The sequence below is a fragment of the Robertkochia flava genome (assembly GCF_020166515.1).
GTDB classification, from domain to species: domain Bacteria; phylum Bacteroidota; class Bacteroidia; order Flavobacteriales; family Flavobacteriaceae; genus Robertkochia; species Robertkochia flava.
Genome location: NZ_JAINZT010000008.1, coordinates 208,499 through 229,290, shown reverse-complemented (window position 1 = coordinate 229,290; position 20,792 = coordinate 208,499). Strand labels below are relative to the sequence as shown.

Genomic DNA, 20,792 nt, shown 5'->3' with positions numbered 1-20,792 from the left:
ACAGGTGCCAGCATTTTGTTCAGGATTCAGGGTTAGGAAATACGGGCCAGGTACGAGTTGATACCGCCCTCCAATTCATATAGAAATCCCGAATACCCCTCCAGGATCTCTGCAGCCTTCTTTGTTCGCACCCCCTGCTGACAGATCAGGCTGATCGAGCGATTTTCAGGGAGTTCATCCTTTCTCGCTTCCAACTCCCCCAAAGGAATGTTCACGGAATTCCCGATATGAAAGTCCTTGTATTCATCCGGGTTCCGCACATCGAGAAGAAAGTAATCTTTCGCACCGGTGAGTTCTTCCGGTTGCACAGCGGTGAGCTGAACACAGGAGGGCACATGATATGCCTCCCTGAGTGCGGTAATGGTCTTATAAGCCGGGTTTCTTCTGATCTTCATTTTTCGAAGGTCCATAGTAAACGTATCCAGCAGCAGCAGCTGTCCGCTCATTGCCTGGCCTACCCCGGTAATCACTTTGATCGCTTCCAGGGCCTGGAGGTTCCCTATAATTCCCGGAACCACGCCCAACACCCCATGGGTATTACAATCGGCAACAACGCCATCCGGCATTTCCGGGTACAGGCACCTGTAGGTTGGCCCACCCTGGTAATTAAAAACGCTCACCTGCCCCTCAAACCCGAAAAGTCCACCGTAAACAAAGGGTTTACCAAGAATTACACAGGCGTCATTCACCAGGTACCGGGTTGCAAAATTATCACTGGCATCCACTACGAGGTCATATCCTGAAATTATTTCCAGGGCATTTTCCCGGTCTAAGAAAACAGAATAAACCACTTTCTTAACCGTACTGTTCTGAAGTTCCAGGAAATTCCCAATCACCTCAGCCTTTTGCTTCCCAAGGTCCTTTTCGGTATACAGGGGCTGACGATGCAGGTTAGACAATGACACGGTATCGGCATCTACAATACCCAGTTGGCCGACCCCTGCAGCATTGAGATACTGCAAAACCGGTACACCGAGTCCGCCGGCACCGATCACCAAAACAGAAGCATCCAACAATTTTTGCTGGGCCTCCGGTCCAAAACCGGGAAGGGTGAGATGTCTGGCATAGCGTTCCATCATTATTTCAGGTATGAAGTCAGCACCTCCCTGTACTCTTCTTCCGAATTGGCATTAAACAATACCCGGTCATCCTGGGGATGCACCAGTTTGATGTCTGAATTGATCAGGTATTTCCTTGGACAGGTACCGTTTCCGGCGTCGAGGTACGCCATGGCCTGTTTCAGAGCGCGGGGTTCCCAGATAGCACAAAGGGGCTCAGGAAGCTCACTGCCCTGCAAGGCGTAGGCTGTTGCATATTTTTCCGGGTCTCTCATCGCAATAAGCTGTTTCAATGCCTCTTCATTTAAAAGAGGCATGTCACAGGCCACTACCAGCCACGCCGCATCTTCGTGCTTTTCATGGGCAGACAGTATACCGTTAAACGGGCCTCTGTATTTATTGTTATCGGCTATGACCTGGTATCCTGAAGCAACAGTATCGGTCTGATCGTCTCTGACACTTAGAAAGGTTCGGTCACAGACCCCTTCCAGTACCTTATACATATACTCGCGTTGGGGAATCCCGTGATAAGAAATGAGCCCCTTATCGTGCCCCATCCGGGAACTTTTTCCTCCGGATAATACCAGTCCGTAAATTTTATCTTTTGAAATCACTTTTTCCTCCTGATTTTTCCTCTAATTGAATATTGGTGATGTGTATATCATGCGAGAGTGCCTTACACATATCGTAGATGGTGAGGGCACTTACAGAGACTCCTGTAAGGGCTTCCATTTCCACCCCTGTCTTTCCGGAGCACTTCACCGTACATTCGATCTCCATACAGTTTTCTCCGGGCACAATATCTATGGAAATACTGTTTACAGGTAATGGATGACACATCGGAATAAGGGTTGAAGTCTGCTTAACACCCTGTATCCCGGCAATTACCGCTGTCTGTATGATACTGCCCTTCTTCCCTGCAAAACCGCTGTTCTTTAATTGCGTAAATACTTCCGGGGTAAAGACCACCCTTCCAAAAGCTTTAGCAGTGCGATCAGTATTCGCCTTATGGCCTACATCCACCATTTTGGCATTTCCATCCTTGTCAACATGACTAAGTGTTTTCTTCATCTGTTTATCTTCATCCAGAGGTCATTATTTGGTTAAAGCCCCCTTATGTGTATATGGAATTCTTAAAAGGCAATGTTCAGCCCCCGCTAACCGGGGGTATAAGGGCGATCTCATCCTGTGGCCGGATCACAGTATCCTCCCCTGCAAATTCATTATTTACCGCCACCTTTAAGGAAGTGATATTCCTTAAACCAGGGTAGCGTTCCATCAGGATACGTTTCAGCTCTCCCACATTTTCAGGCAGGGTTTCCTCACTCAAACTAAGGGTGACTCCTCCTATGATCTCCCGGGTAACCCCAAATAATAAAATATCATTCATATCTTTTCTTTCGTCTCCAGGTGCATTCCTGATTTTACTCAGGGAATTTCCTCCAGGGGCATGAATACCTAAGGTAAAATGCTGTTTGAATTTACTTAAAATTTAACCCATCCCACTGGCTTTTGCCATATTTTAACAATGTGTGGGCGGTCCTTACTCCATACTCCCATCAGCCTTTTACCTCAGACAGGGACGCTGATAATTCTTCCAGACTTTTCCCTTTGGTTTCAGGCATCATAAAGTGAACAAAGATGAGTTGGAGGACCATCATAAAGGCAAAGAACGCAAATACCGGTCCCGGACCTATGGCCGAGAACAACAGCGGTATTAAGGAGGGGATAGCAGCCGCGAGCACCCAGTGTACCGATGATCCGAATGATTGACCTGCTCCACGAAGGTGATTGGGAAATACCTCAGAAATAAACACCCATATCACTGCGCCCTGACCTATGGCGTGAGACGCGATAAAAAGAAATAAAAATATAGGCACGGCCATTCCGGTCCATTCTTTAAAAAATGCCAGGGCTACCAGGCTTAGGGAAATAATGTAGCCGATAGAGCCGAAATACATCAGCTGTTTTCTGCCCAGGCGATCGATCAGGAAAACCCCTAAAAGGGTAAACACAAGATTGGTTACCCCGATACCAATACTGCTTAGAAGGGCTGTACTTTCTCCAAGTCCCGCGGTTTCAAAAATTCTGGGAGCATAATACAGGAACGCATTGATCCCGGAAAACTGATTGAAAAATGCAAAGAGAAAAGCCAGTACTACCGGAAACCGGTATTTTTTCATGAAGATATGTTCCTTTACTGTCCCTCTGGAGGCCTCTTCCTGCCGGATCTCCCGAATCAGTTTCGAATGATCTGCAACGGGATCTATCATTTGGAGTACGGCCAGGGCTTCCTCGTCTCTGCCCTGGGTTAACAGCCAACGCGGACTATTGGGTACACGAAGCACCATCAGGAGGTAAATAAAAGCGGGTATCGCTTCCACACCCAGCATCCACCGCCAGGCATTCTCCCCTATCCCACTAAGCAGGTAGTTAGAGATAAATGCGATAAGAATTCCCAGAACGATATTAAACTGGTACAGGGCTACCAAACGCCCCCGGTCCTTGGCAGGAGCAATTTCAGACACATAGGCCGGTGCAGCAATGGTAGATGCCCCAACCCCCAGTCCGCCAAGGAACCGGAAAATCGCAAATATCACCGGATCGGTCGCCAGGGCCGAACCGAGAGCGGATACCAAATAAAATATACCTATCCAGACCAGGGTCTTTTTACGACCAAACTTATTGGCGGGATATCCTCCGAAGATAGCACCTGCCACGGTACCCCATAACGCCATAGACATGACCACAAGGCCGTGAAACGCATCGGAAGAATTCCATAAGGCCTGCAGTTTTTTATCGGCTCCCGAGATCACTACGGTATCAAATCCAAAAAGAAAACCCGCGAGAGCCACGGTAATAGACCAAAATATAAGTTTATTCATAAGCGGTAGTTTACCATACCCTGCTTATTTCAAAGATCTCCGGATTTTCGGGATTCTTTTCACTGGTAAAAAAATGGGTATAGGGTTGATTAGGAAATAATTGTTCTGTCATTACATACTGCCCTTTATTGAGGAAGATCTCCACTGAGGAGGCGTCAAGGATTATCCGCACCTCAAAAGAATGTTCGTCGGGTAAATTTGGTAGTAAAGCCTTATGAACCGTTTCAGAGAAGGAAGGGTCGAAGCTCACCCGGCCGCTGGCTGAGCGGTCTATCAATAACTCCTTCTTCCCGGCGTCCAGCAGGATGCGCAATTCCTCTCCGGCCTCATTATAGAAACGCCACTCCCGGTTTTCCAAAGTGGTTTCAAACCGCACCTCTGCCGCATTGAAATTTTCGTATTCATACGCTACACCGCCTGTGACGTCCTTCCCTTTTACTTCCACAGGTTTCAACAGGGACCGGAAGGACTCCACGGGATAATTCTTTAATTCATATTGCCCGTTTACTTTTTGCAGTGCCAATGTTCTCGGAAGGGTCATCGCACTTCGCCATACGGTTGTTGGGGTGGCCTGGGCATAATTCCAATTGCTCATCCATCCAATAAAAATACGATCCCCATCCGGAGTGTTATTGTAGGTAACCCCGGCATAGTTGTCTGCTCCCCAGTCGACCCAGCGGATGTCTTCCTGATCCGAGGTAAAGGTGGTTCCATCAAAATCCCCTACAAAATACTGGGTGGCAGAACCTCCGTTAGGCCCTCCCGGATTAATCGATATCAACAGCACCCATTTCTCTTCATCGCTGCCTTCCACCTTAAGCGGAAACAGGTCCGGGCATTCCCAAACCCCGCCATGTGCTCCGCGGTCGCGTCCAAATTCACTAAGATAGGTCCAGTTGATCAGGTCCGGCGAGCTGTATATCCGCAAATGATCTCCTGCCACAAGCAGCATCATCCACCTGGCCGAATCTTCATCCCAGTATACCTTTGGATCCCGGAAATCTTTAAACGTATCATTGGCGAGAACAGGGTTCCCCTGATATTTCTCCCAGGTATCTCCGTTGTCAAGGCTGTAGGCGATGCCCTGGGTCTGGTGGTCATTCCCTCCCAGGGGTTCCTTCTCCGGATCGTGATAGGTAAACACAGCTACCAGGGGCGCCTTCCCCCCTGAACCCAGTCCGCTGGTGTTATCGGTGTCGACAACAGCACTTCCTGAAAAGATATACCCCAGATCATCGGGATAGAGCGCTACAGGTTTATGTTGCCAGTGTATCAGATCCTCGCTTACCGCATGCCCCCAGTGCATCGGCCCCCAAACGATATCGTCCGGGTAATACTGGTAAAACAAATGATACACCCCCTGATGGTATACCAATCCATTCGGATCGTTCATCCATTTCTCCGGGGGGCTAAAGTGAAACTGAGGTCTGTATTGTTCGTTATAAAGAAGGTTATTTTCCATTGTGATCTCTGCAGAAGTTTCTTTTTTGGGTGGTTCCTGTTTACAGGATACGAAACCTAATACCATTATACTGCTCAGGAGTAGTTTTATACGGGTCATGATCTAGTATTTTTCCGGTCTTTCCAGGTCCATGGCCTTATGAACATCCAGGCTGGCCACAGAATCCACGATCATTTCCGGCTTAAAGGCGTAGTCGTTTATTTCCTCCCTTTTTGTAACCCCGCTCAGGGTAAGAATGGTGGTATACCCCAGCTGCACCCCTCCGAGAATATCAGTCCCCATGGTATCACCTATGATGATGGTTTCTGCAGCCTCCAGGCCGAGATACTTTCTGGCTGCCCGCATCATTACCGGGCTTGGCTTACCCACCGAAAAGGCCTGCTTCCCGGTAGCCTCCTCGATCATGGCAACCACAGCCTTGATCCCAAGATTCGACCATCCCTTCTTCTTAGGCGACGGATCCAGATTGGTGGCGATAAATTTGGCCCCGGAAAGGATCATATCCACCGCCGTATTGACCATCTCCAGGGTAAAATTGCGCCCCTCGCCCACCACCACAAAATCGGGTTTCTGGTTTACAAGGGTATACCCGTGTTGATGCAGGCTGGTAATAAGGCCGCCTTCCCCGAGAACGTAAGCGGTGCCGTTAGGATGCATAAACGAAAGGAAATATGCCGTTGCCATGGCGCTGGTATAGACATTCTTCTCTTCTACATCAATGCCCATTCCTGCCAGTTTGTTCACCGCATCCAGGGGCGTACGCTGACTGTTATTGGTCATAAACAGGAAAGGAATCTTCTCGTCCTGAAGGGTTTTAATAAATGTATCGGCTCCGGGAATCATTTTATCCCCGGAATAGATCACCCCATCCATATCAATTAAAAATCCCCTTTTCATATAAATTGCTTATGTTTCATCTACTTTTACGATGTGAAATTCTAATTTACAATAAATAATCAGTATCAATTGTAAAGATTTCGTACAAACACCGTCCTATTTGATAACCTGCACTTAAAAACATAATCACATTATGAGTAAGACTTATTATGATCCGGCCGACCAGAGAAAATTCGGTTCCATTACAGAATGGAGTGAGGAACTGGGAGAGAAGTTTTTTGAATACTACAATAAGGTTTTTGAGGAAGGGGCTTTAAGTGCCCGTGAAAAGTCATTGATCGCCCTGGCCGTTGCCCATGTAAAACAATGTCCTTATTGCATAGATGCCTACACCAAAGACGGTTTGCAGCGCGGCATTACCAAAGAGGAGATGATGGAGGCCGTGCACGTTGGGGCAGCCATAGAAAGCGGAGCCACCCTGGTTCACGGGGTACAGATGATGAACAAATACAATAAACTTTCGATGTAGTTTAAAGACAGATCCATGCCCACACAATCCTTAAAAAGAAGAAACAGTGACCTGGCAAACCCGATCCGGCAACTGGAATACCTCTCCGGGGGTATTTTTGCCGATGGGGAATTACCCACCTTCCGGGAATCACTCAAAAAATACGATCTGGGAGAATTGAAACCCGGAAAACTTGAGATCCTGCAGATCAACCTGGGGTATATGTGTAACCAGGTGTGTGAACATTGTCATGTAGACGCAGGACCGGATCGTAAGGAGATCATGACCCGGGAAACCATGGAGCAGTGCCTGGAGGTGCTCAGGTCTACCGGCGCCCATACCCTGGATCTTACAGGGGGAGCCCCGGAAATGAACCCGAACTTTCGCTGGTTCGTGGAAGAGGCCAACAGGATCGGTGTTCAGGACCTGATCGTAAGAAGTAACCTCACCATCATTAACGCCAATAAAAAGTATTACGACCTGCCGGATTTCTTCAAAGAAAATAAGGTTCACGTAGTATCGTCCATGCCACACTGGACACGCGGAAAGACCGACAAACAAAGGGGCGAAGGTGTTTTCGACCGAAGCATCCAGGCCCTGAAAGCACTCAATGAACGGGGCTATGGCATGCCGGAAAATGACCTGAAGCTCGACCTGGTTTACAACCCTGCCGGAGCCTTTCTACCGGCCAATCAGCAGGATATGGAGAAGGATTTTAAGAAGGCGCTGCTGGAAGATTTCGGAATACATTTCAATCAGTTGTTCGCCATTACCAACCTGCCGATCTCGAGATTCCTGGAGTACCTGATCGCCTCAGAAAATTACGAAGATTATATGTACAGCCTGGTGGAAGCCTTTAATCCCGGCGCCGCCGCCAGGGTCATGTGTACCAACACCATTTCCATAGGCTGGGACGGGTATCTCTATGACTGCGACTTTAACCAGATGCTGGACCTGAAGGTAAAACACCCCATAAAACACATTAGCGAATACCGGGAAGACCTGTTAAAAGACAGGGACATTATCATTTCTCAACACTGTTATGGCTGCACTGCAGGAGCAGGAAGCAGCTGTCAGGGAACCGTTGCCTAAATCCTGATCATGAGTAAAGAACTTCTTGTATTTGTAAAGAATCCTGTTGCCGGAAAGGTGAAGACCCGGCTGGGGCGTGATATCGGGGAAGAGGCCGCCCTTAAGATCTATCTGTATTTACTGCATCATACCCTGAAGGTATGCAGCAGGGTTAAGGTAAAAACAACTATTTATTTCTCTGAACACCTCAGCCAGGAGATCACCTCCCTTTACCCAGGCTTCAGCTACTGCCTACAGGAAGGAAACGACCTTGGGGAGCGCATGGAAAATGCCTTCAGGGATGCCTTCAGTCGGGGAACAAAAGAAGCCATTATAATAGGCAGTGACTTGTATACGCTTAATGAAAATGTCCTGACAGAGGGTTTTGAAACTTTAACGCAAAAGGATATGGTTTTAGGCCCTGCTAAAGACGGGGGCTATTACCTCCTGGGATTAAAACATATCCCAAGGGGAATTTTTGAAGAAAAAGCCTGGGGAACCGACACAATTTTAAAATCAACCTTGAATAACTTAAAAGGTTATGATGTAGCTTTGTTGGGGGAGTTGAATGATATCGATGTATTAGAGGATCTCATGGAATACCCCGAATTGCTAAAACTTGCAAAGTCTGAACAATATGGTAAAACAACTTGATGAGACCAGGGACTATTTAATCCAAAGAGGATTTGAAAATCCCGAGATCGGGATTGTACTCGGCACCGGACTGGGACAACTGGTGGAGGATATCGAGGATGCGATCGTCGCCCATTACAACCACATCCCGCATTTTCCGGTTTCCACCGTAGAATTCCACAAAGGAAAGCTTATTTACGGAACACTGTACGGGAAAAAAGTGGTGGTCATGCAGGGACGTTTCCACCATTATGAAGGTTACGATTTTTTTGAGATCACCTATCCGATACGGGCTATGGAGTCCCTGGGGGTGAAAAAGTTCTTTATTTCCAACGCCGCCGGAGCCATTAATCCCGACTTTAACAAGGGGGAGCTCATGATCCTGGACGATCATATAAACCTGCAGGCAGGGTCTCCTCTGGCATTTAAGGAAGTAAGCCTGTTCGGGGAGCGATTCGTCGACATGTATCAACCCTATGATCCCGACCTGTTAGAGGCGGCATTTAAGGTAGCAAAAGAGCATCATATCAAGTTAAACAAGGGGGTTTATGCAGCCGTAATCGGACCACAACTGGAAACCCGGGCAGAATACCGCTACCTGAAGATCATCGGAGCCGATGCCGTAGGTATGAGCACCGTACCTGAGGTGATCGTAGCCAATCAGCTCAAGGTTCCGGTTTTAGCCATATCCGTGCTAACCGACGAGTGCGACCCCGACAATCTTCAGCCGGTAAGTGTGGAAGAGATCATAGCCACCGCAAATAAAGCCGAACCCCAGATGATCAAACTCTTTAAAGAACTGATAAAAATTATCTGATGAGTTACCTTAAAACCACAGAAGACGTCTATAAGGAAGCAGCCCTGAAACCCGATGTAGGACTGTGCTGCACCACCAATCCTGTATGGGAGCTCCCGGGATTAAAGATCCCGAAGATCATGCAGGAAATGAACTACGGTTGCGGAAGCACGGTAAATGCTCGCGACCTGGTGAACAATCCCAAAATCCTGTATGTAGGAGTTGGAGGGGGAATGGAATTGTTACAGTTCGCTTACTTCTCCCGGCAAAAAGGAGGGGTTACCGGGGTGGATGTAGTATTGGAAATGCTGGAAGCCTCCCGAAAGAATTTTAAAGAGGCCGAGCAGTTGAATCCATGGTTTAAAAGCGAATTTGTAGATCTCAGAAAAGGGAATGCGCTGGACCTGCCCCTGGCGGACAGCTCAGTGGATGTGGCAGCCCAGAACTGCCTGTTCAACATCTTCAAGGAAAAGGAACTGCGACAGGCCATTGCCGAAATGTACAGGGTACTGAAGCCTCATGGCCGCCTGGTCATGAGCGATCCGGTTTGCGAGCAGGAGATGAATGAAAACCTGAGGGAAGACGAGCGGTTAAGGGCCCTTTGTCTTAGCGGAAGCCTCCCCCTGAACGACTATGTAAAAATGCTTACCGATGCAGGTTTCGGAACCATAGAGATCCGCGCAAAAAGACCCAACCGGGTTCTGGCACCCGGGCAGTACGATACCGAAGAACTGATCTATATCGAATCGGTAGAGGTGTGTGCCATCAAAGACCCCATGCCGGAAGACGGTCCCTGTGTATTTACAGGAAAGTCGGCCATCTATTTCGGAAAAGACGAATATTTCGATGATGGCAAAGGCCATGTCCTGTTGCAAAACCAGCCTCTTGCCGTTTGCGACAAAACCGCAGGTGCGCTGGAACGCCTGGGCCGGAATGACATCTTCCTCTCCCCGTCTACCTACCATTATGACGGCGGAGGGTGTTGCTGATATTGAAAGGAATACCTTTAGAAAACGACCATTATAGCGTATAAAACACCATCCATGCACGATTATCTCGAGATCATTAAAAATGCATATTCCGGTTATTTCGGGTACCTTATCGATGAGATCACCCGGTTTCACTGGTCCAATTATTTTTATGGGCTCATCCTGATATCCCTCCTGGTCTGGGGTCTGGAAATTGCATTTCCCTGGCGGAAGGATCAGAAGATCTTCCGGAAGGATTTTTTCCTGGATACCTTTTATATGTTCTTCAACTTTTTTCTACTCAACCTGATCGTGCTGATCGCCCTGAGCGAGGTGGCCGCCAAGTTCCTGAATGACCTCCTGGGGGTGATCGGACTTGAATTGAGCGACATCCAACTGGTGGATGTATCAAGCATGCCCATGTGGGCAGGGTTGCTGATCTTTTTCTTGGTGAGCGATTTTGTGCAGTGGAACACCCATCGCCTGCTTCACCGCGTACCCTTTCTCTGGAACTTCCACAAGGTGCACCATTCGGTCAAAGAAATGGGCTTTGCTGCCCACCTGAGATACCATTGGATGGAACCCGTGGTATACAAGAGTCTTTTGTATATCCCCATCGCCCTGATCGGAGGTTTTGCCGTAGAACAGGTAGCCATAGTGCACTTTACGGCTATTACCATAGGACACCTCAATCATGCGAACCTGGGCTGGGATTACGGCCCTTTAAGATACTTGTTCAACAATCCTAAAATGCATATCTGGCACCATGGAAAACAACTCCCTAACCGATACGGGGTAAATTTCGGGATCAGCCTGAGCCTTTGGGATTACCTCTTCAAAACCGACTACGTTCCTTATAACGGAAAAGACCTGGAACTCGGGTTTGAGGGAGATGAAGAATTTCCGGAAGACTTCCTCGGCCAGGAACTCTATCCCCTTGACATTCATAAAAAAGAAAACTCCTGAAATGCGCCTGCTGCTGGTCTTCCTGTTCATATCATCCACCTGGGCACAGCTACCGGACCACACCCTGTTTTCCCCAGTCCTGGAGGATCTCTTAAATGACAAGGGGCTCGTGGATTACCAAAAGTTGTCGACCCACCGGGAACCCCTGATCAACTACCTCAATGAACTTATCACCCACCCCCCAGGGAAAGACTGGAGTGAAGAAGAAGTGATGGCCTACTGGATCAATAGCTACAATGCCTTTACCCTGAAACTTATTGCAGATCATTATCCTGTAAAGAGCATCAGAGCCATTTCCAACCCATGGACCCGGGAGTTTATCCCCTGGAACGGTCGACAGATAAGCCTGGATTATATGGAACACCAGATTCTGCGAAAAATGAATGATCCCAGGATTCACTTCGCCATTAATTGTGCTTCTGTTTCCTGTCCGGTGCTTTTAGAAAAACCTTACCTGGGAAAATCCCTGAACGTTCAACTCGACCAGGCCGCTTTTAATTTTATAAATGATAAGGAACGCAACCACATCACCCCGGATCAGTTGCACCTTTCGAAAATCTTTAAATGGTTTCGAAAGGATTTTACTGGTGAGGGCAGTTTGTTGAAATTTATTTCGGATTACAGCAGTGTGGACATACATCCCGGGGCGGGAATCGATTATCTTGAATACAACTGGGACCTCAATGAACAATAAGATCTCAGTAATCATCCCCACCCTTAATGAGGCTTCAGGTATCAGGAAGCTGCTCCGGCATCTGGACGCACAATCTGGTTCCGGGCAGATTGAAGAGGTGATCCTCGCCGATGGGGGTAGTCGTGACATGACCTGCGACATGGCGGTAAATTACAGGGCAGACAACTTTAAAATTTTGGTTATCAAGGGGGACCGTGGACGCGCCAGGCAACAAAATCATGGTGCCTCCATAGCAAAAGGTACTATTCTGTATTTCCTGCATGCAGACTCCTTTCCTCCGGAAGGTTTTGACAACCGAATCCTTCAGGCTGTTGAACAGGGATATCATTCGGGATGCTTCCGGCTTAAATTCGATGAGGCCCATCCACTGTTAACCTTTTCCCAGTGGTTTACCCGCTTTAACTTACAGCTGTGCCGCGGTGGCGACCAGTCGTTGTTCATAAGAAAGGAGCTTTTCGACGCTATGGGAGGATTTAATGAAAACTTTGTGATCTATGAAGACGGAGAGTTTCACGACCGGATCTATAAGAATGGTACGCCTTTTAAGGTATTGAAACCCGCCATTACTACCTCGGCCAGGAGATACCGGGAAAATGGATTCTGGAATCTCCAATACCACTTTACCCGGGTACACCTCATGTACCGGATGGGGTATGGCCCGGAAAAAATTCATGAATACTACCTGCGAAACATCTGCTAACCTGGTATTTTCCTTTGACCTGGCCCATATTTGAGCTCTGGAAAAATTAATGCCCCGCTATTTAATTTTATCGGCCACCGGCGGCTGATAATCCTTAATACGACCCTGGTGAGGTCTATAGATCCTGAGAATTATATCGATATCCCCGTCCACCCGTGAAACAGGGAGCCAGTTCTCCTCTGGAACACCCTTCGGTTTTTCCGCTGCATTATTAATTTCTATTCCGTCCTGAGTTTTTAGCTTTATTCCCGTATTCGCTCCCACGCTGTATTCCCTGCTTCCAGGGGGTCAGATCTAATGACACATCAAGAGATCATACACAGGGCAGCACTGAAAAAAGTAATAGATTAGAAAGATCAGCCCTGATCTTCCGAACCAATAAATCCCGACCACTTGCCAAGGTAGGTGAGAAAGCGTTCTCCCACTCCTTCCTTTCTGAGCCAGGCCTTGGATACCGGAAGGGATACCGGACGGAATTCCGGGTTCTGCATGACCTGCTCCGGAAAATCATGATGCAGGATGGCCGACCGGCCAATGGTTACAAAATCGACCCCGGAATCCAGTACGCTTTGCACCTCTGATGCTCCGTAGATCTTACCTGCAACTGTAAGCTTGACCCCTCCACGATCGATCTCTGTAAAATAGTCCCGCAATAGTTTTTCTTCCCTGGCGGTATCGGCAGGATATTTAAATACGTCCCAAAGGGAAACATCGAGAAAGTCGGTATTCCCTTCTTTGATCAACCATTTACACACCTCAACGACCTCCCTGAGATCCATTCCGAATCGTTCGGGAGACAATCGCACCCCCAAAAGAAATTCGGGACCGCAGGCCTCGCGAATACCGTTGACGATCTCAAAGAGCAGTCGTGCCCGATTCTCTAAACTGCCACCATAGGCATCTTCCCGCGTATTGATCACGGCACTGAGGAACTGACACAAAAGATAGCCATGAGCCCCATGAACCTCCACCCCATCATAGCCGCAGGCCTTTGCCCTTTGAGCAGCAGCAATAAACTGATCCCGAACATCCCAGACTTCTTCCAGGCGCATGGCCCTTGCCTGGTGTTCGGCATTATCGGAAGGACACACCGGTTGTTCTCCGGTAAGTCCTCCATCACTGCGCATCCCGCCATGATGCAACTGTACGACGGCAAGACTTCCCTCATCTTTTATGGCACGGGCCAGTCTTTGATGCCCTTCCATCTGGGTATCCTCATAAATTCCCAATTGGCCCTGCCAGCATTTGCCATTGAACTTCACCAGGGTAGCGCAGGTCATCACCATCCCAAAACCACCCTGTGCCCGCATGGTAAGCCAGTGTAGTTCCGCTTCCGAAAGGGTGCCGTCTTCATGGCTCTGCGTATTGGTAAGTGGCGCCAGCATAAACCTGTTCTTCATCATCTTTCCGCAGGGAAATTCCAGGGAATTATCAACGGGACTCCTATGGGAGGTTGTAATCTTCATATGGTATTTGATAGCCGATTTCATCAAAACTAATGAAGATAAAAACCATGAGCAACCTCCTGAAGAACAAAGCCAAAGATCACGTTTAAAAAATTCGACCTGACTTCCTTCAATGGTTCATATTTTTAAATATTCAATCAGATTTTATACTACATTTACCTCATTAATTTTAGCATCGATCCGCGTCCTTATAAGAATGGTATCTTCTCCAATGTAATTGACAACCAGGGATCCCGAATCCCGGAATCCGGTTATTATTTAGCTTTTAAAACAGATCAATCAACTCACGAAATCCCAATGAATGCATCGGTAATCAGGATCGCTCAGAACATCAATCTGCGATCCTGTAAAGAAGTGATTAATGGCACCCTCCTGGTAAACGATGGCGACAAGTTATTCTACGCTATCGGAGAGGGACAATATTTATGCATGTTCAGGTATGGGGTCATCGGTTTTTTCGGAATCTCCGTACAGGAGGAGAAAGCGTTTGCAGACCAGGTAGTACCCTTTTGTACCCAGGTTTCTGAAGACCCTTTCAGGGAAGAGATGACCGTGGTGGTCACGGAGGAGACCGACCGGGTCGAGTTTAACCGGATCAGCCTGAAGAGTGCCGATCTTGGCGCCATCAAGATCGTAATGATCAACCTGGCGCATTCGGTGGTACTGGATGATTATACCCGGATCACCGAGAATCTCCTGGAAGACACCAATACGCATACCCGCTACCTGGAAGAAAAAGGGCGGATCAGTCTTAAAGGGAAAAAACTCATCCGCTATATTGCCAGGGTGATGAATATTAAGAACAGGATCGCAGAGAACCTCAACATCCTGGACAATTCAGACATTACCTGGGAAAATGAGCGATTGCACCGTCTGGACATGGAACTGAAGATCAATTTTGACATCAATGATCGTCACCGGTACCTGGAAGATCAGCTGGGCATTGTCAAGGAAAATCTGGAATTGTTTAAAGACATCATGCAGCACAGGGAAAGTACCATCCTGGAATGGATCATCATCATCCTTATCCTGATCGAGGTGATCGATACGTTCTGGCTTAAATTTTATTAGTATTTAAATGACATCAAAGAAGAAACTCCGGGTAAAAGCACCGGATCTGCACAACTTTCTTTTCGTTTCGCGCTATGGAGAATCGCTCGACCTTGCCTACGCAGTACAAAACGAGGGACACAAGGTGAAAATGTATATTGAAGAGTCCGGGTGCCGGGAGATCGGACTGGGTTTTGTTAAACGCACCACCAACTGGCAAAAGCATACCGACTGGGCCGATATGGTGGTTTTTGACTATACCGGGTACGGAGAGGAAAGTGAAGCCCTCAAGTCCTCAGGAAAATTGGTATTCGGAGGCAGTTCATATACAGACAACCTGGAACTCGACCGCAATTTCGGGCAGGAAGAGCTCAAAAGACACGGAATCCGCATCCTTCCATCACGAGAGTTCAACACCTTTGAGGAAGCGATCCAATTTATACGTAAACACCCCGATTGCTATGTTGTTAAACCTTCCGGAGAGACCCAGGAGCTCAAGCAGCTCCTTTTTGTGGGCCAGGACGATGAAGGGGCCGATGTGATCCGGATCCTCCAGGCATACGAACGCAGCTGGGGCAATGATTTCGGTACCTTCCAGCTTCAGAAAAAAGTAAAGGGTGTGGAGATCTCCGTTTCAGGATTCTTTAACGGAAAAGACTTTATAAGGCCATTAAATATCACCTTTGAGCATAAGAAACTCTTTCCAAGGGAGCTTGGAGTTTCAACAGGAGAGATGGGCTCCAGCATGTTCTGGACCAAGGATTCTCCCATATTTGACGCCACCTTGTCTAAATTTACACCCACCCTTCGCGCACAGGGGTTCATCGGTCATATCGACCTGAACTGTATTGTGAACGGGAATGGGATCTACCCACTGGAGTTTACCTCCCGATTCGGGTTCCCGCAGGTTTTTATTCAGCGGGCCGGGATCAATGAGGAGTTCGGACAACTCCTGCTTAAAGTCGCCCGAGGAGAAAACTTCACCATCAACGTTAAAAAGGGATTCCAGGTAGGCGCCTTTATTGTGGTACCTCCCTTTCCGTATGAAGACAAAAAGACGTTTCGACTGTTCTCTAAAGATGCAGTGGTTGTTTTTAAAAAGGATAAGAAAGAGGGGGTGCATCCCATGCATGTAAAACGTATCAATAATGAATGGCTCATTACGGGTGACACCGGAATTGCGGTCCTGGTAACCGGAACAGGGCTCACCATGAAGGACGCACAACGCATGATGCAGAACCGCATCAGCAATGTGATTGTTAATAACGGGTATTACCGGACCGATATAGGCGACCGCTGGCAGGAGGACTCCGACCGGTTGTGGTCATGGGGCTTATTATAAGATCGCTGTAAATGGAAACAATGGAGTTTACGCAACTTACCGGGAAAGAAGAGGTCAATACAGCATTTTCGCTGTATCCGGATGACTGGAAAGAAGTTCTGCTCCCGGTCTGGCCGGACTACGAGGGGACTGCCCGGGTATATGCGCTGTTACAGGGCCACCGCATTACCACCCTCGGGATCCTGTTTTATGAGAAAGCTCCGGAGATGGAGGCTTTTCCGGAAACCACCCCTCGCTATTTTAGCGAAGGAAAGCCCTATATCGGATTTTTATACACCCTCCCTTCATTTCGCGGCCGTGGCTATGCGTCTCTTTGGCTGAAGGAACTGAGGAATATCCTTCCCGGGACATCCTTCTGGTTAACGGTGGAAGACCAGGGGCTTATCCCGTTCTACGAAGCCAATGGCTTCTCCCTTGAGGGAAAGAGCAACACCAAGGAGGAATGGTTACTCCGGCTTCACTCCTGAAAAATTTTAACCCATAAAGCAAAAGCCCCGAAAAAACAGATTCCCGGGGCTTTTTTATGTGTTGAGATAGCAACAGATCAGGACAAGTGCTTCTTAAAAAACGCCATGGTTCTTTCCCATGCCAGTTCTGCAGCCTTCTCGTCATATCTTGGAGTTGATGTATTGTGAAATCCATGGTTTACATCCGGATATACAAAAGCTTCGTATGGCTTTCCATTCGCCTTTAATGCCTCTTCATAAGCAGGCCAGCCCGCATTTACCCGTTCGTCCAGTCCTGCAAAATGCAACATAAGGGGCGCGTTGATCTTATCGATATCCTCCTGGGGTTGCCCACCGTAGAATGGCACTGCTGCGGCAAGATCAGGTACTTTTACTGCCATCATATTGGAGATCCAGCCTCCAAAACAAAAGCCTACCACGCCAACTTTACCATTGCAATCTTCGTGATTCTTAAGGTATTCAAAGGCGGCTATAAAATCTTCGAGCATCTCATTGCGATCCCGTTCTCTTTGCATGGCGCGACCCTCATCGTCATTCCCCGGGTAGCCACCCAGGGGGGAAAGCGCATCGGGGGCCAGGGTGATGAACCCCTGCAGGGCGGCTCTTCTTGCCGTGTCTTCCACATAGGGATTTAAACCCCTGTTCTCGTGTACCACTACGATACCACCCAATTTCTCCTTATGCTCAGCAGGCTTCGAAAGCAGCCCCCGGATCTCTCCACCCCCTTTTTCGGAGGTATAGGTGATAAATTTTGAGTCCAGCTGCGGATCCTGGGCATTGGTAATAAGCGTGTTGGTGTAATCCGGCATGAGAAAGCTCATCAGGGATCCCACGGTGAGACCGCCAACGGCATATAAGCCCAGTTTTTCCACAAAATCGCGACGGGAAATCCGGTTATGAGCATAGGCATCATACAGGTCAAAAACTTCCTGTTTGATATCCTCCTTACGCAGTTTTTTCATGAAGGTATATGGTGTTTAGGTTATTAACGCGATCCGGGTTATCCTTTAAGGCTTCGCTCCTGCACAAAAGGCTGGTGGTAATGTCGTTTCCCAGTAGCTCTGTAAAGTGCGTTGGCCACAGCCCCCATGATGGGTGGAAATGGCGGCTCTCCCAACCCTGTAGGATCGATCTCATTTTCCACAAAATGCACATCGATCGCCTTAGGGGCCTCACTATTCCTGATCAGGCGATACCGGTCAAAGTTGCTTTGCTGCGGCTCTCCCTCTTTAAAGGTCATTCCGCTGTACATCGCATGACCAATGCCATCTACGATTCCTCCTTCTGCCATATTCACAGCAGCATCCGGATTCACCACGATCCCGCAATCAATAGCACAGGTTACCTTATCCACCACCGGCTTTCCACCTTCCATGGTCATGTCAAGCACCTGAGCTACGTAGGAATTGTGGCAATAGTAAGCCGAAACTCCCCGGTGTACTCCGGGCTGTTCTGTACTCCAGTTGGCCTTATCCTTAACCAGTTGCAGTACTCCTGCATAACGGGCCGCATCATAATCGTTTTCTTCTCCTACCGGCGATTTCTCGGCTTTGGCGAGCCACTCCAGGCGAAGGTCTATTGGATCTTTCCCCATTTCCTCGGCCACCTCATCCAGGAACGACTGTTCTGCTCCCGCGATAAAGTTAGATCGGGGAGCCCTGAAGGCGCCTATACTGATATTGGAGCCTACCTCCCAGGATTCTGCCAGGTAATTGTCTACAGCTCCGGCCGGGAAACGGTTGGCAAAGAGCGGACTCTCGGGAATACCCCCTGCCCTGACGTGGAATGCGGTCAGGTTGTTATTTTCATCAAACGCAGCCCGGTAAGTGGCCAGGTAGGACGGGCGATATACCCCGTAGGTCATATCATCTTCCCTGCTGTATACCAGCTTTACGGGAGCATTCATCTTTTTGGAGATCACAGCGGCTTCCACTAAAAAGTGTCCGTAAAGACGGCGGCCAAAACCACCTCCCTGCCGGGTCATCTGTATATCGATCTTCTCCAAAGGCAATCCAAGTCTGGCGGAAACTGACTTCTCCATATACTCAGGTGTCTGAATAGGTCCGATCAGCTTTGCCTCCTCATCGGTAACATGGGCAAAGAAATTCATAGGCTCCATGGTATTATGCGCAAGGAAGGGGCAGGAATACCTGCGTTCGATCACCCTGGCGGCATTCTTGAAAGCTGCCTCCGGATCTCCGTCCCGGCGTACCACTTTGGCCAGCTTAGCCCCCATGGTTTCCAATTTATTGTAATGTTCTGAAGTATTTTCCAATCCGGCCGGAACGATCTGTTCCCTGCCGTCATAGGCGTCCTTGTATTCTTCAAATGGTTCCCACTGCGCCTTCAGCGCTTTCTTGGCATTCATCACCTCCCAGGTGGAGGCTCCTACAACAACCACAAGCTCATCGAACACCGTGGCATCCGCCCAAAGCTTTGTATAATCGTCGGGATACACTTCAATACTAAAGACATCCTTAATGCCTGGCATGGCCTTTACCCCTTCTTCGTCAAAAGACTTGAGTTTCATTCCGAATGCCGGAGGGTGCTCGATCATGGCGATAAGCATTCCCTCTTCCTGGTAATCCAATCCGTACAGTGGTTGTCCGGTTACGATCTTTGGTCCGTCCACATTTTTACGGGAAGTTCCTATGATCTTAAACTCTGAGATTTCCTTTAGCTTTACCTCTTCCGGTACTTCAATGTTCACTGCAGCTGCAGCCATTTCTCCATATCCGGCAGTCTTTCCGCTGCCTTCATGTTTGATCTGACCTGCGTTGGTCGTGATCTCTTCGGCGGGTACACCCCAGGCCTGGGCTGCTGCCCCGATAATCATCTGCCTGGCCGTGGCCCCGGCCATCCTAAGACTTTGCCACCCCTGTCGGATCGACTGGCTTCCTCCGGCCAGCTGACGGGTAAATATATCTGTATTTAAGGGGGCCTGTTCCACGATCACATTGTTCCAGTCTACATCGAGCTCCTCGGCTACGATCATCGGCATGGAGGTTTTCACATTCTGCCCGATCTCAGGATTGGGAGACATAATGGTGACCACCCCGTTGTTACCGATCTTTAAAAATCCGTTGATCTCAAACCATTCATCCGGCATCTGCAATACAGCCTCTGCCTCTTCCGCATTCTTACAGGAAGCAAACCAGCTGAATCCCAGCATGAGTCCGCCGCCGGCCAATGCCGAGCTTCTAATGAATGATCTTCTGCCTATTTTTGTTCTTATGAGTGTCATTTTCAGTAATCTTTTGAAGTTAATGGATGGACCGTCCTATCAGGAATTCTGTGACTTATCAGCTGCAAGCCGGATAGCCTTCCTGATTCGTGTATAGGTCCCGCAACGGCAAATATTACCGCTCATGGTAGCTTCGATCTCCTCATCCGACGGATTGGGATTATGCTTCAATAGCGCAGATGCCTGCATGATCTGTCCGGCCTGACAGTAACCACACTGGTAGACATCCACCTCCATCCAGGCCTGTTGTACCGGATGATCGCCGTGCTCTGAGAGCCCCTCGATGGTGGTTATATTCTGTTCGCCTACAGAGGATACCGGGATCTGGCAGGATCGCACTGCCCCGTCGCCTATATGAACGGTACAGGCCCCGCACTGGGCAATCCCGCATCCGTATTTGGTGCCCACCAGTTTGAGATGATCGCGAAGCACCCATAGTAAGGGAGTTGCCGGATCAACATCTACCTGGGCTGTTTTACCGTTGATGTTCAGGTTATATGTTGCCATGATTGATTAAATTTTCCTGAATTTACAAAAATTTGATATAGCGGGGATTACAAAGGGAGAATTATTGGAATATCCCCCGCATCCCTGTATCCCCATATCCCTACATCCCTATATCCCTACATCCCCAAAAAATCCTAT

At 48.4% G+C, this 20,792-nt stretch carries 23 protein-coding genes; 11 read left to right on the top strand and 12 right to left on the bottom strand.

Annotated features, from left to right (window positions below):
* Positions 1-32 precede the first annotated feature (32 nt).
* The 7 genes from K7R11_RS14075 to K7R11_RS14045 all read right to left on the bottom strand — a co-directional run bounded on the left by K7R11_RS14075 (position 33) and on the right by K7R11_RS14045 (position 6,302).
* Positions 33-1,079, bottom strand: a complete 1,047-nt coding sequence (locus K7R11_RS14075; RefSeq protein ID WP_262899826.1) for a HesA/MoeB/ThiF family protein — start codon at positions 1,077-1,079, stop codon at positions 33-35.
* On the bottom strand, positions 1,079-1,672 hold the full coding sequence (locus K7R11_RS14070) for an NTP transferase domain-containing protein (RefSeq protein WP_224491414.1): 594 nt from the start codon (positions 1,670-1,672) through the stop codon (positions 1,079-1,081). Before K7R11_RS14070 ends, K7R11_RS14075 begins: the two co-directional genes overlap by 1 nt.
* Entirely contained in the window at positions 1,656-2,129 is a 474-nt protein-coding gene (moaC, locus tag K7R11_RS14065) for a cyclic pyranopterin monophosphate synthase MoaC (RefSeq protein WP_224491412.1), read from the bottom strand. The genes K7R11_RS14070 and moaC overlap by 17 nt, the downstream gene beginning before the upstream one ends.
* A 76-nt stretch (positions 2,130-2,205) precedes the next feature.
* Positions 2,206-2,448, bottom strand: a complete 243-nt coding sequence (locus K7R11_RS14060) for a MoaD/ThiS family protein (RefSeq protein WP_224491410.1) — start codon at positions 2,446-2,448, stop codon at positions 2,206-2,208.
* A gap of 169 nt (positions 2,449-2,617) precedes the next feature.
* A complete protein-coding gene (locus tag K7R11_RS14055; protein ID WP_224491409.1) occupies positions 2,618-3,943 on the bottom strand; it encodes a sugar porter family MFS transporter in 1,326 nt (441 codons plus the stop codon).
* A gap of 10 nt (positions 3,944-3,953) precedes the next feature.
* Positions 3,954-5,504: a glycoside hydrolase family 32 protein gene (locus K7R11_RS14050; RefSeq protein ID WP_224491408.1), complete on the bottom strand. Its 1,551-nt coding sequence runs from the start codon at positions 5,502-5,504 to the stop codon at positions 3,954-3,956.
* 3 nt (positions 5,505-5,507) lie between these two features.
* Complete coding sequence (locus K7R11_RS14045; RefSeq protein ID WP_224491407.1) at positions 5,508-6,302, bottom strand: HAD-IIA family hydrolase; 795 nt, start codon at positions 6,300-6,302, stop codon at positions 5,508-5,510.
* Between the two features lie 133 nt (positions 6,303-6,435).
* Between K7R11_RS14045 and K7R11_RS14040 the strand changes: the two genes are divergently transcribed.
* From K7R11_RS14040 to K7R11_RS14005, 8 genes are read left to right on the top strand one after another with little or no spacing between them, the layout of a single operon-like run.
* Positions 6,436-6,771 (top strand): arsenosugar biosynthesis-associated peroxidase-like protein, encoded by a 336-nt coding sequence (locus K7R11_RS14040; protein WP_224491405.1) that lies wholly within the window; start codon positions 6,436-6,438, stop codon positions 6,769-6,771.
* Positions 6,772-6,786: 15 nt separating this feature from the next.
* Positions 6,787-7,842 carry an arsenosugar biosynthesis radical SAM (seleno)protein ArsS gene (arsS, locus tag K7R11_RS14035; protein WP_224491403.1) on the top strand — a complete coding sequence of 352 codons (1,056 nt, stop codon included), beginning with the start codon at positions 6,787-6,789 and terminating at the stop codon, positions 7,840-7,842.
* A 9-nt stretch (positions 7,843-7,851) separates the two neighbouring features.
* Positions 7,852-8,475, top strand: a complete 624-nt coding sequence (locus tag K7R11_RS14030) for a TIGR04282 family arsenosugar biosynthesis glycosyltransferase (RefSeq protein WP_224491401.1) — start codon at positions 7,852-7,854, stop codon at positions 8,473-8,475.
* Positions 8,459-9,271 (top strand): purine-nucleoside phosphorylase, encoded by an 813-nt coding sequence (locus K7R11_RS14025; protein ID WP_224491400.1) that lies wholly within the window; start codon positions 8,459-8,461, stop codon positions 9,269-9,271. The genes K7R11_RS14030 and K7R11_RS14025 overlap by 17 nt, the downstream gene beginning before the upstream one ends.
* A complete protein-coding gene (gene arsM, locus K7R11_RS14020; protein WP_224491398.1) occupies positions 9,271-10,239 on the top strand; it encodes an arsenosugar biosynthesis arsenite methyltransferase ArsM in 969 nt (322 codons plus the stop codon). The genes K7R11_RS14025 and arsM overlap by 1 nt, the downstream gene beginning before the upstream one ends.
* A 54-nt stretch (positions 10,240-10,293) precedes the next feature.
* Positions 10,294-11,184: a sterol desaturase family protein gene (locus K7R11_RS14015; RefSeq protein WP_224491396.1), complete on the top strand. Its 891-nt coding sequence runs from the start codon at positions 10,294-10,296 to the stop codon at positions 11,182-11,184.
* Positions 11,156-11,878 carry a DUF547 domain-containing protein gene (locus tag K7R11_RS14010; RefSeq protein ID WP_224491393.1) on the top strand — a complete coding sequence of 241 codons (723 nt, stop codon included), beginning with the start codon at positions 11,156-11,158 and terminating at the stop codon, positions 11,876-11,878. The genes K7R11_RS14015 and K7R11_RS14010 overlap by 29 nt, the downstream gene beginning before the upstream one ends.
* Positions 11,868-12,578 (top strand): TIGR04283 family arsenosugar biosynthesis glycosyltransferase, encoded by a 711-nt coding sequence (locus tag K7R11_RS14005; RefSeq protein ID WP_224491392.1) that lies wholly within the window; start codon positions 11,868-11,870, stop codon positions 12,576-12,578. Before K7R11_RS14010 ends, K7R11_RS14005 begins: the two co-directional genes overlap by 11 nt.
* Before the next feature lie 57 nt (positions 12,579-12,635).
* Here K7R11_RS14005 and K7R11_RS15140 read toward each other — a convergent pair whose 3' ends face one another.
* Both K7R11_RS15140 and K7R11_RS13995 read right to left on the bottom strand, forming a co-directional pair.
* Complete coding sequence (locus K7R11_RS15140) at positions 12,636-12,842, bottom strand: DUF1214 domain-containing protein (RefSeq protein WP_224491387.1); 207 nt, start codon at positions 12,840-12,842, stop codon at positions 12,636-12,638.
* A gap of 92 nt (positions 12,843-12,934) precedes the next feature.
* A complete protein-coding gene (locus K7R11_RS13995; RefSeq protein WP_224491386.1) occupies positions 12,935-14,044 on the bottom strand; it encodes an NADH:flavin oxidoreductase in 1,110 nt (369 codons plus the stop codon).
* Between the two features lie 297 nt (positions 14,045-14,341).
* On the opposite strand from K7R11_RS13995, the gene K7R11_RS13990 reads away from it, so the two are divergent.
* The 3 genes from K7R11_RS13990 to K7R11_RS13980 are packed head-to-tail and all read left to right on the top strand — an operon-like array spanning position 14,342 to position 16,903.
* Positions 14,342-15,115: an RMD1 family protein gene (locus K7R11_RS13990; RefSeq protein WP_224491385.1), complete on the top strand. Its 774-nt coding sequence runs from the start codon at positions 14,342-14,344 to the stop codon at positions 15,113-15,115.
* A 7-nt stretch (positions 15,116-15,122) separates the two neighbouring features.
* Positions 15,123-16,436 carry a phosphoribosylamine--glycine ligase gene (locus tag K7R11_RS13985; protein ID WP_224491383.1) on the top strand — a complete coding sequence of 438 codons (1,314 nt, stop codon included), beginning with the start codon at positions 15,123-15,125 and terminating at the stop codon, positions 16,434-16,436.
* Between the two features lie 20 nt (positions 16,437-16,456).
* On the top strand, positions 16,457-16,903 hold the full coding sequence (locus K7R11_RS13980; protein ID WP_224491379.1) for a GNAT family N-acetyltransferase: 447 nt from the start codon (positions 16,457-16,459) through the stop codon (positions 16,901-16,903).
* Between the two features lie 77 nt (positions 16,904-16,980).
* On the opposite strand, the gene K7R11_RS13975 is transcribed toward K7R11_RS13980, so the two are convergent.
* The 3 genes from K7R11_RS13975 to K7R11_RS13965 are packed head-to-tail and all read right to left on the bottom strand — an operon-like array spanning position 16,981 to position 20,654.
* The gene (locus K7R11_RS13975) at positions 16,981-17,865 is read right to left on the bottom strand and encodes a dienelactone hydrolase family protein (protein WP_224491378.1); all 885 of its coding nucleotides are present in this window, start codon (positions 17,863-17,865) and stop codon (positions 16,981-16,983) included.
* A gap of 38 nt (positions 17,866-17,903) precedes the next feature.
* Positions 17,904-20,147, bottom strand: coding sequence for a xanthine dehydrogenase family protein molybdopterin-binding subunit (locus K7R11_RS13970; RefSeq protein ID WP_224491377.1), 2,244 nt, complete (start codon positions 20,145-20,147; stop codon positions 17,904-17,906).
* Positions 20,148-20,186: 39 nt separating this feature from the next.
* Complete coding sequence (locus K7R11_RS13965; RefSeq protein WP_224491372.1) at positions 20,187-20,654, bottom strand: (2Fe-2S)-binding protein; 468 nt, start codon at positions 20,652-20,654, stop codon at positions 20,187-20,189.
* Positions 20,655-20,792: the final 138 nt, after the last annotated feature.

What these genes read in the sequence shown, in the direction of transcription:
- K7R11_RS14075 (WP_262899826.1), bottom strand. Translation starts at nt 1,079, where the DNA reads ATGATGGAACGCTATGCCAGACATCTCACCCTTCCCGGTTTTGGACCG.
- moaC (WP_224491412.1), bottom strand. Translation starts at nt 2,129, where the DNA reads ATGAAGAAAACACTTAGTCATGTTGACAAGGATGGAAATGCCAAAATG.
- K7R11_RS14060 (WP_224491410.1), bottom strand. Translation starts at nt 2,448, where the DNA reads ATGAATGATATTTTATTATTTGGGGTTACCCGGGAGATCATAGGAGGA.
- K7R11_RS14055 (WP_224491409.1), bottom strand. Translation starts at nt 3,943, where the DNA reads ATGAATAAACTTATATTTTGGTCTATTACCGTGGCTCTCGCGGGTTTT.
- K7R11_RS14050 (WP_224491408.1), bottom strand. Translation starts at nt 5,504, where the DNA reads ATGACCCGTATAAAACTACTCCTGAGCAGTATAATGGTATTAGGTTTC.
- K7R11_RS14045 (WP_224491407.1), bottom strand. Translation starts at nt 6,302, where the DNA reads ATGAAAAGGGGATTTTTAATTGATATGGATGGGGTGATCTATTCCGGG.
- K7R11_RS14040 (WP_224491405.1), top strand. Translation starts at nt 6,436, where the DNA reads ATGAGTAAGACTTATTATGATCCGGCCGACCAGAGAAAATTCGGTTCC.
- arsS (WP_224491403.1), top strand. Translation starts at nt 6,787, where the DNA reads ATGCCCACACAATCCTTAAAAAGAAGAAACAGTGACCTGGCAAACCCG.
- K7R11_RS14030 (WP_224491401.1), top strand. Translation starts at nt 7,852, where the DNA reads ATGAGTAAAGAACTTCTTGTATTTGTAAAGAATCCTGTTGCCGGAAAG.
- K7R11_RS14025 (WP_224491400.1), top strand. Translation starts at nt 8,459, where the DNA reads ATGGTAAAACAACTTGATGAGACCAGGGACTATTTAATCCAAAGAGGA.
- arsM (WP_224491398.1), top strand. Translation starts at nt 9,271, where the DNA reads ATGAGTTACCTTAAAACCACAGAAGACGTCTATAAGGAAGCAGCCCTG.
- K7R11_RS14015 (WP_224491396.1), top strand. Translation starts at nt 10,294, where the DNA reads ATGCACGATTATCTCGAGATCATTAAAAATGCATATTCCGGTTATTTC.
- K7R11_RS14005 (WP_224491392.1), top strand. Translation starts at nt 11,868, where the DNA reads ATGAACAATAAGATCTCAGTAATCATCCCCACCCTTAATGAGGCTTCA.
- K7R11_RS13995 (WP_224491386.1), bottom strand. Translation starts at nt 14,044, where the DNA reads ATGAAGATTACAACCTCCCATAGGAGTCCCGTTGATAATTCCCTGGAA.
- K7R11_RS13990 (WP_224491385.1), top strand. Translation starts at nt 14,342, where the DNA reads ATGAATGCATCGGTAATCAGGATCGCTCAGAACATCAATCTGCGATCC.
- K7R11_RS13985 (WP_224491383.1), top strand. Translation starts at nt 15,123, where the DNA reads ATGACATCAAAGAAGAAACTCCGGGTAAAAGCACCGGATCTGCACAAC.
- K7R11_RS13980 (WP_224491379.1), top strand. Translation starts at nt 16,457, where the DNA reads ATGGAGTTTACGCAACTTACCGGGAAAGAAGAGGTCAATACAGCATTT.
- K7R11_RS13975 (WP_224491378.1), bottom strand. Translation starts at nt 17,865, where the DNA reads ATGAAAAAACTGCGTAAGGAGGATATCAAACAGGAAGTTTTTGACCTG.
- K7R11_RS13970 (WP_224491377.1), bottom strand. Translation starts at nt 20,147, where the DNA reads ATGACACTCATAAGAACAAAAATAGGCAGAAGATCATTCATTAGAAGC.
- K7R11_RS13965 (WP_224491372.1), bottom strand. Translation starts at nt 20,654, where the DNA reads ATGGCAACATATAACCTGAACATCAACGGTAAAACAGCCCAGGTAGAT.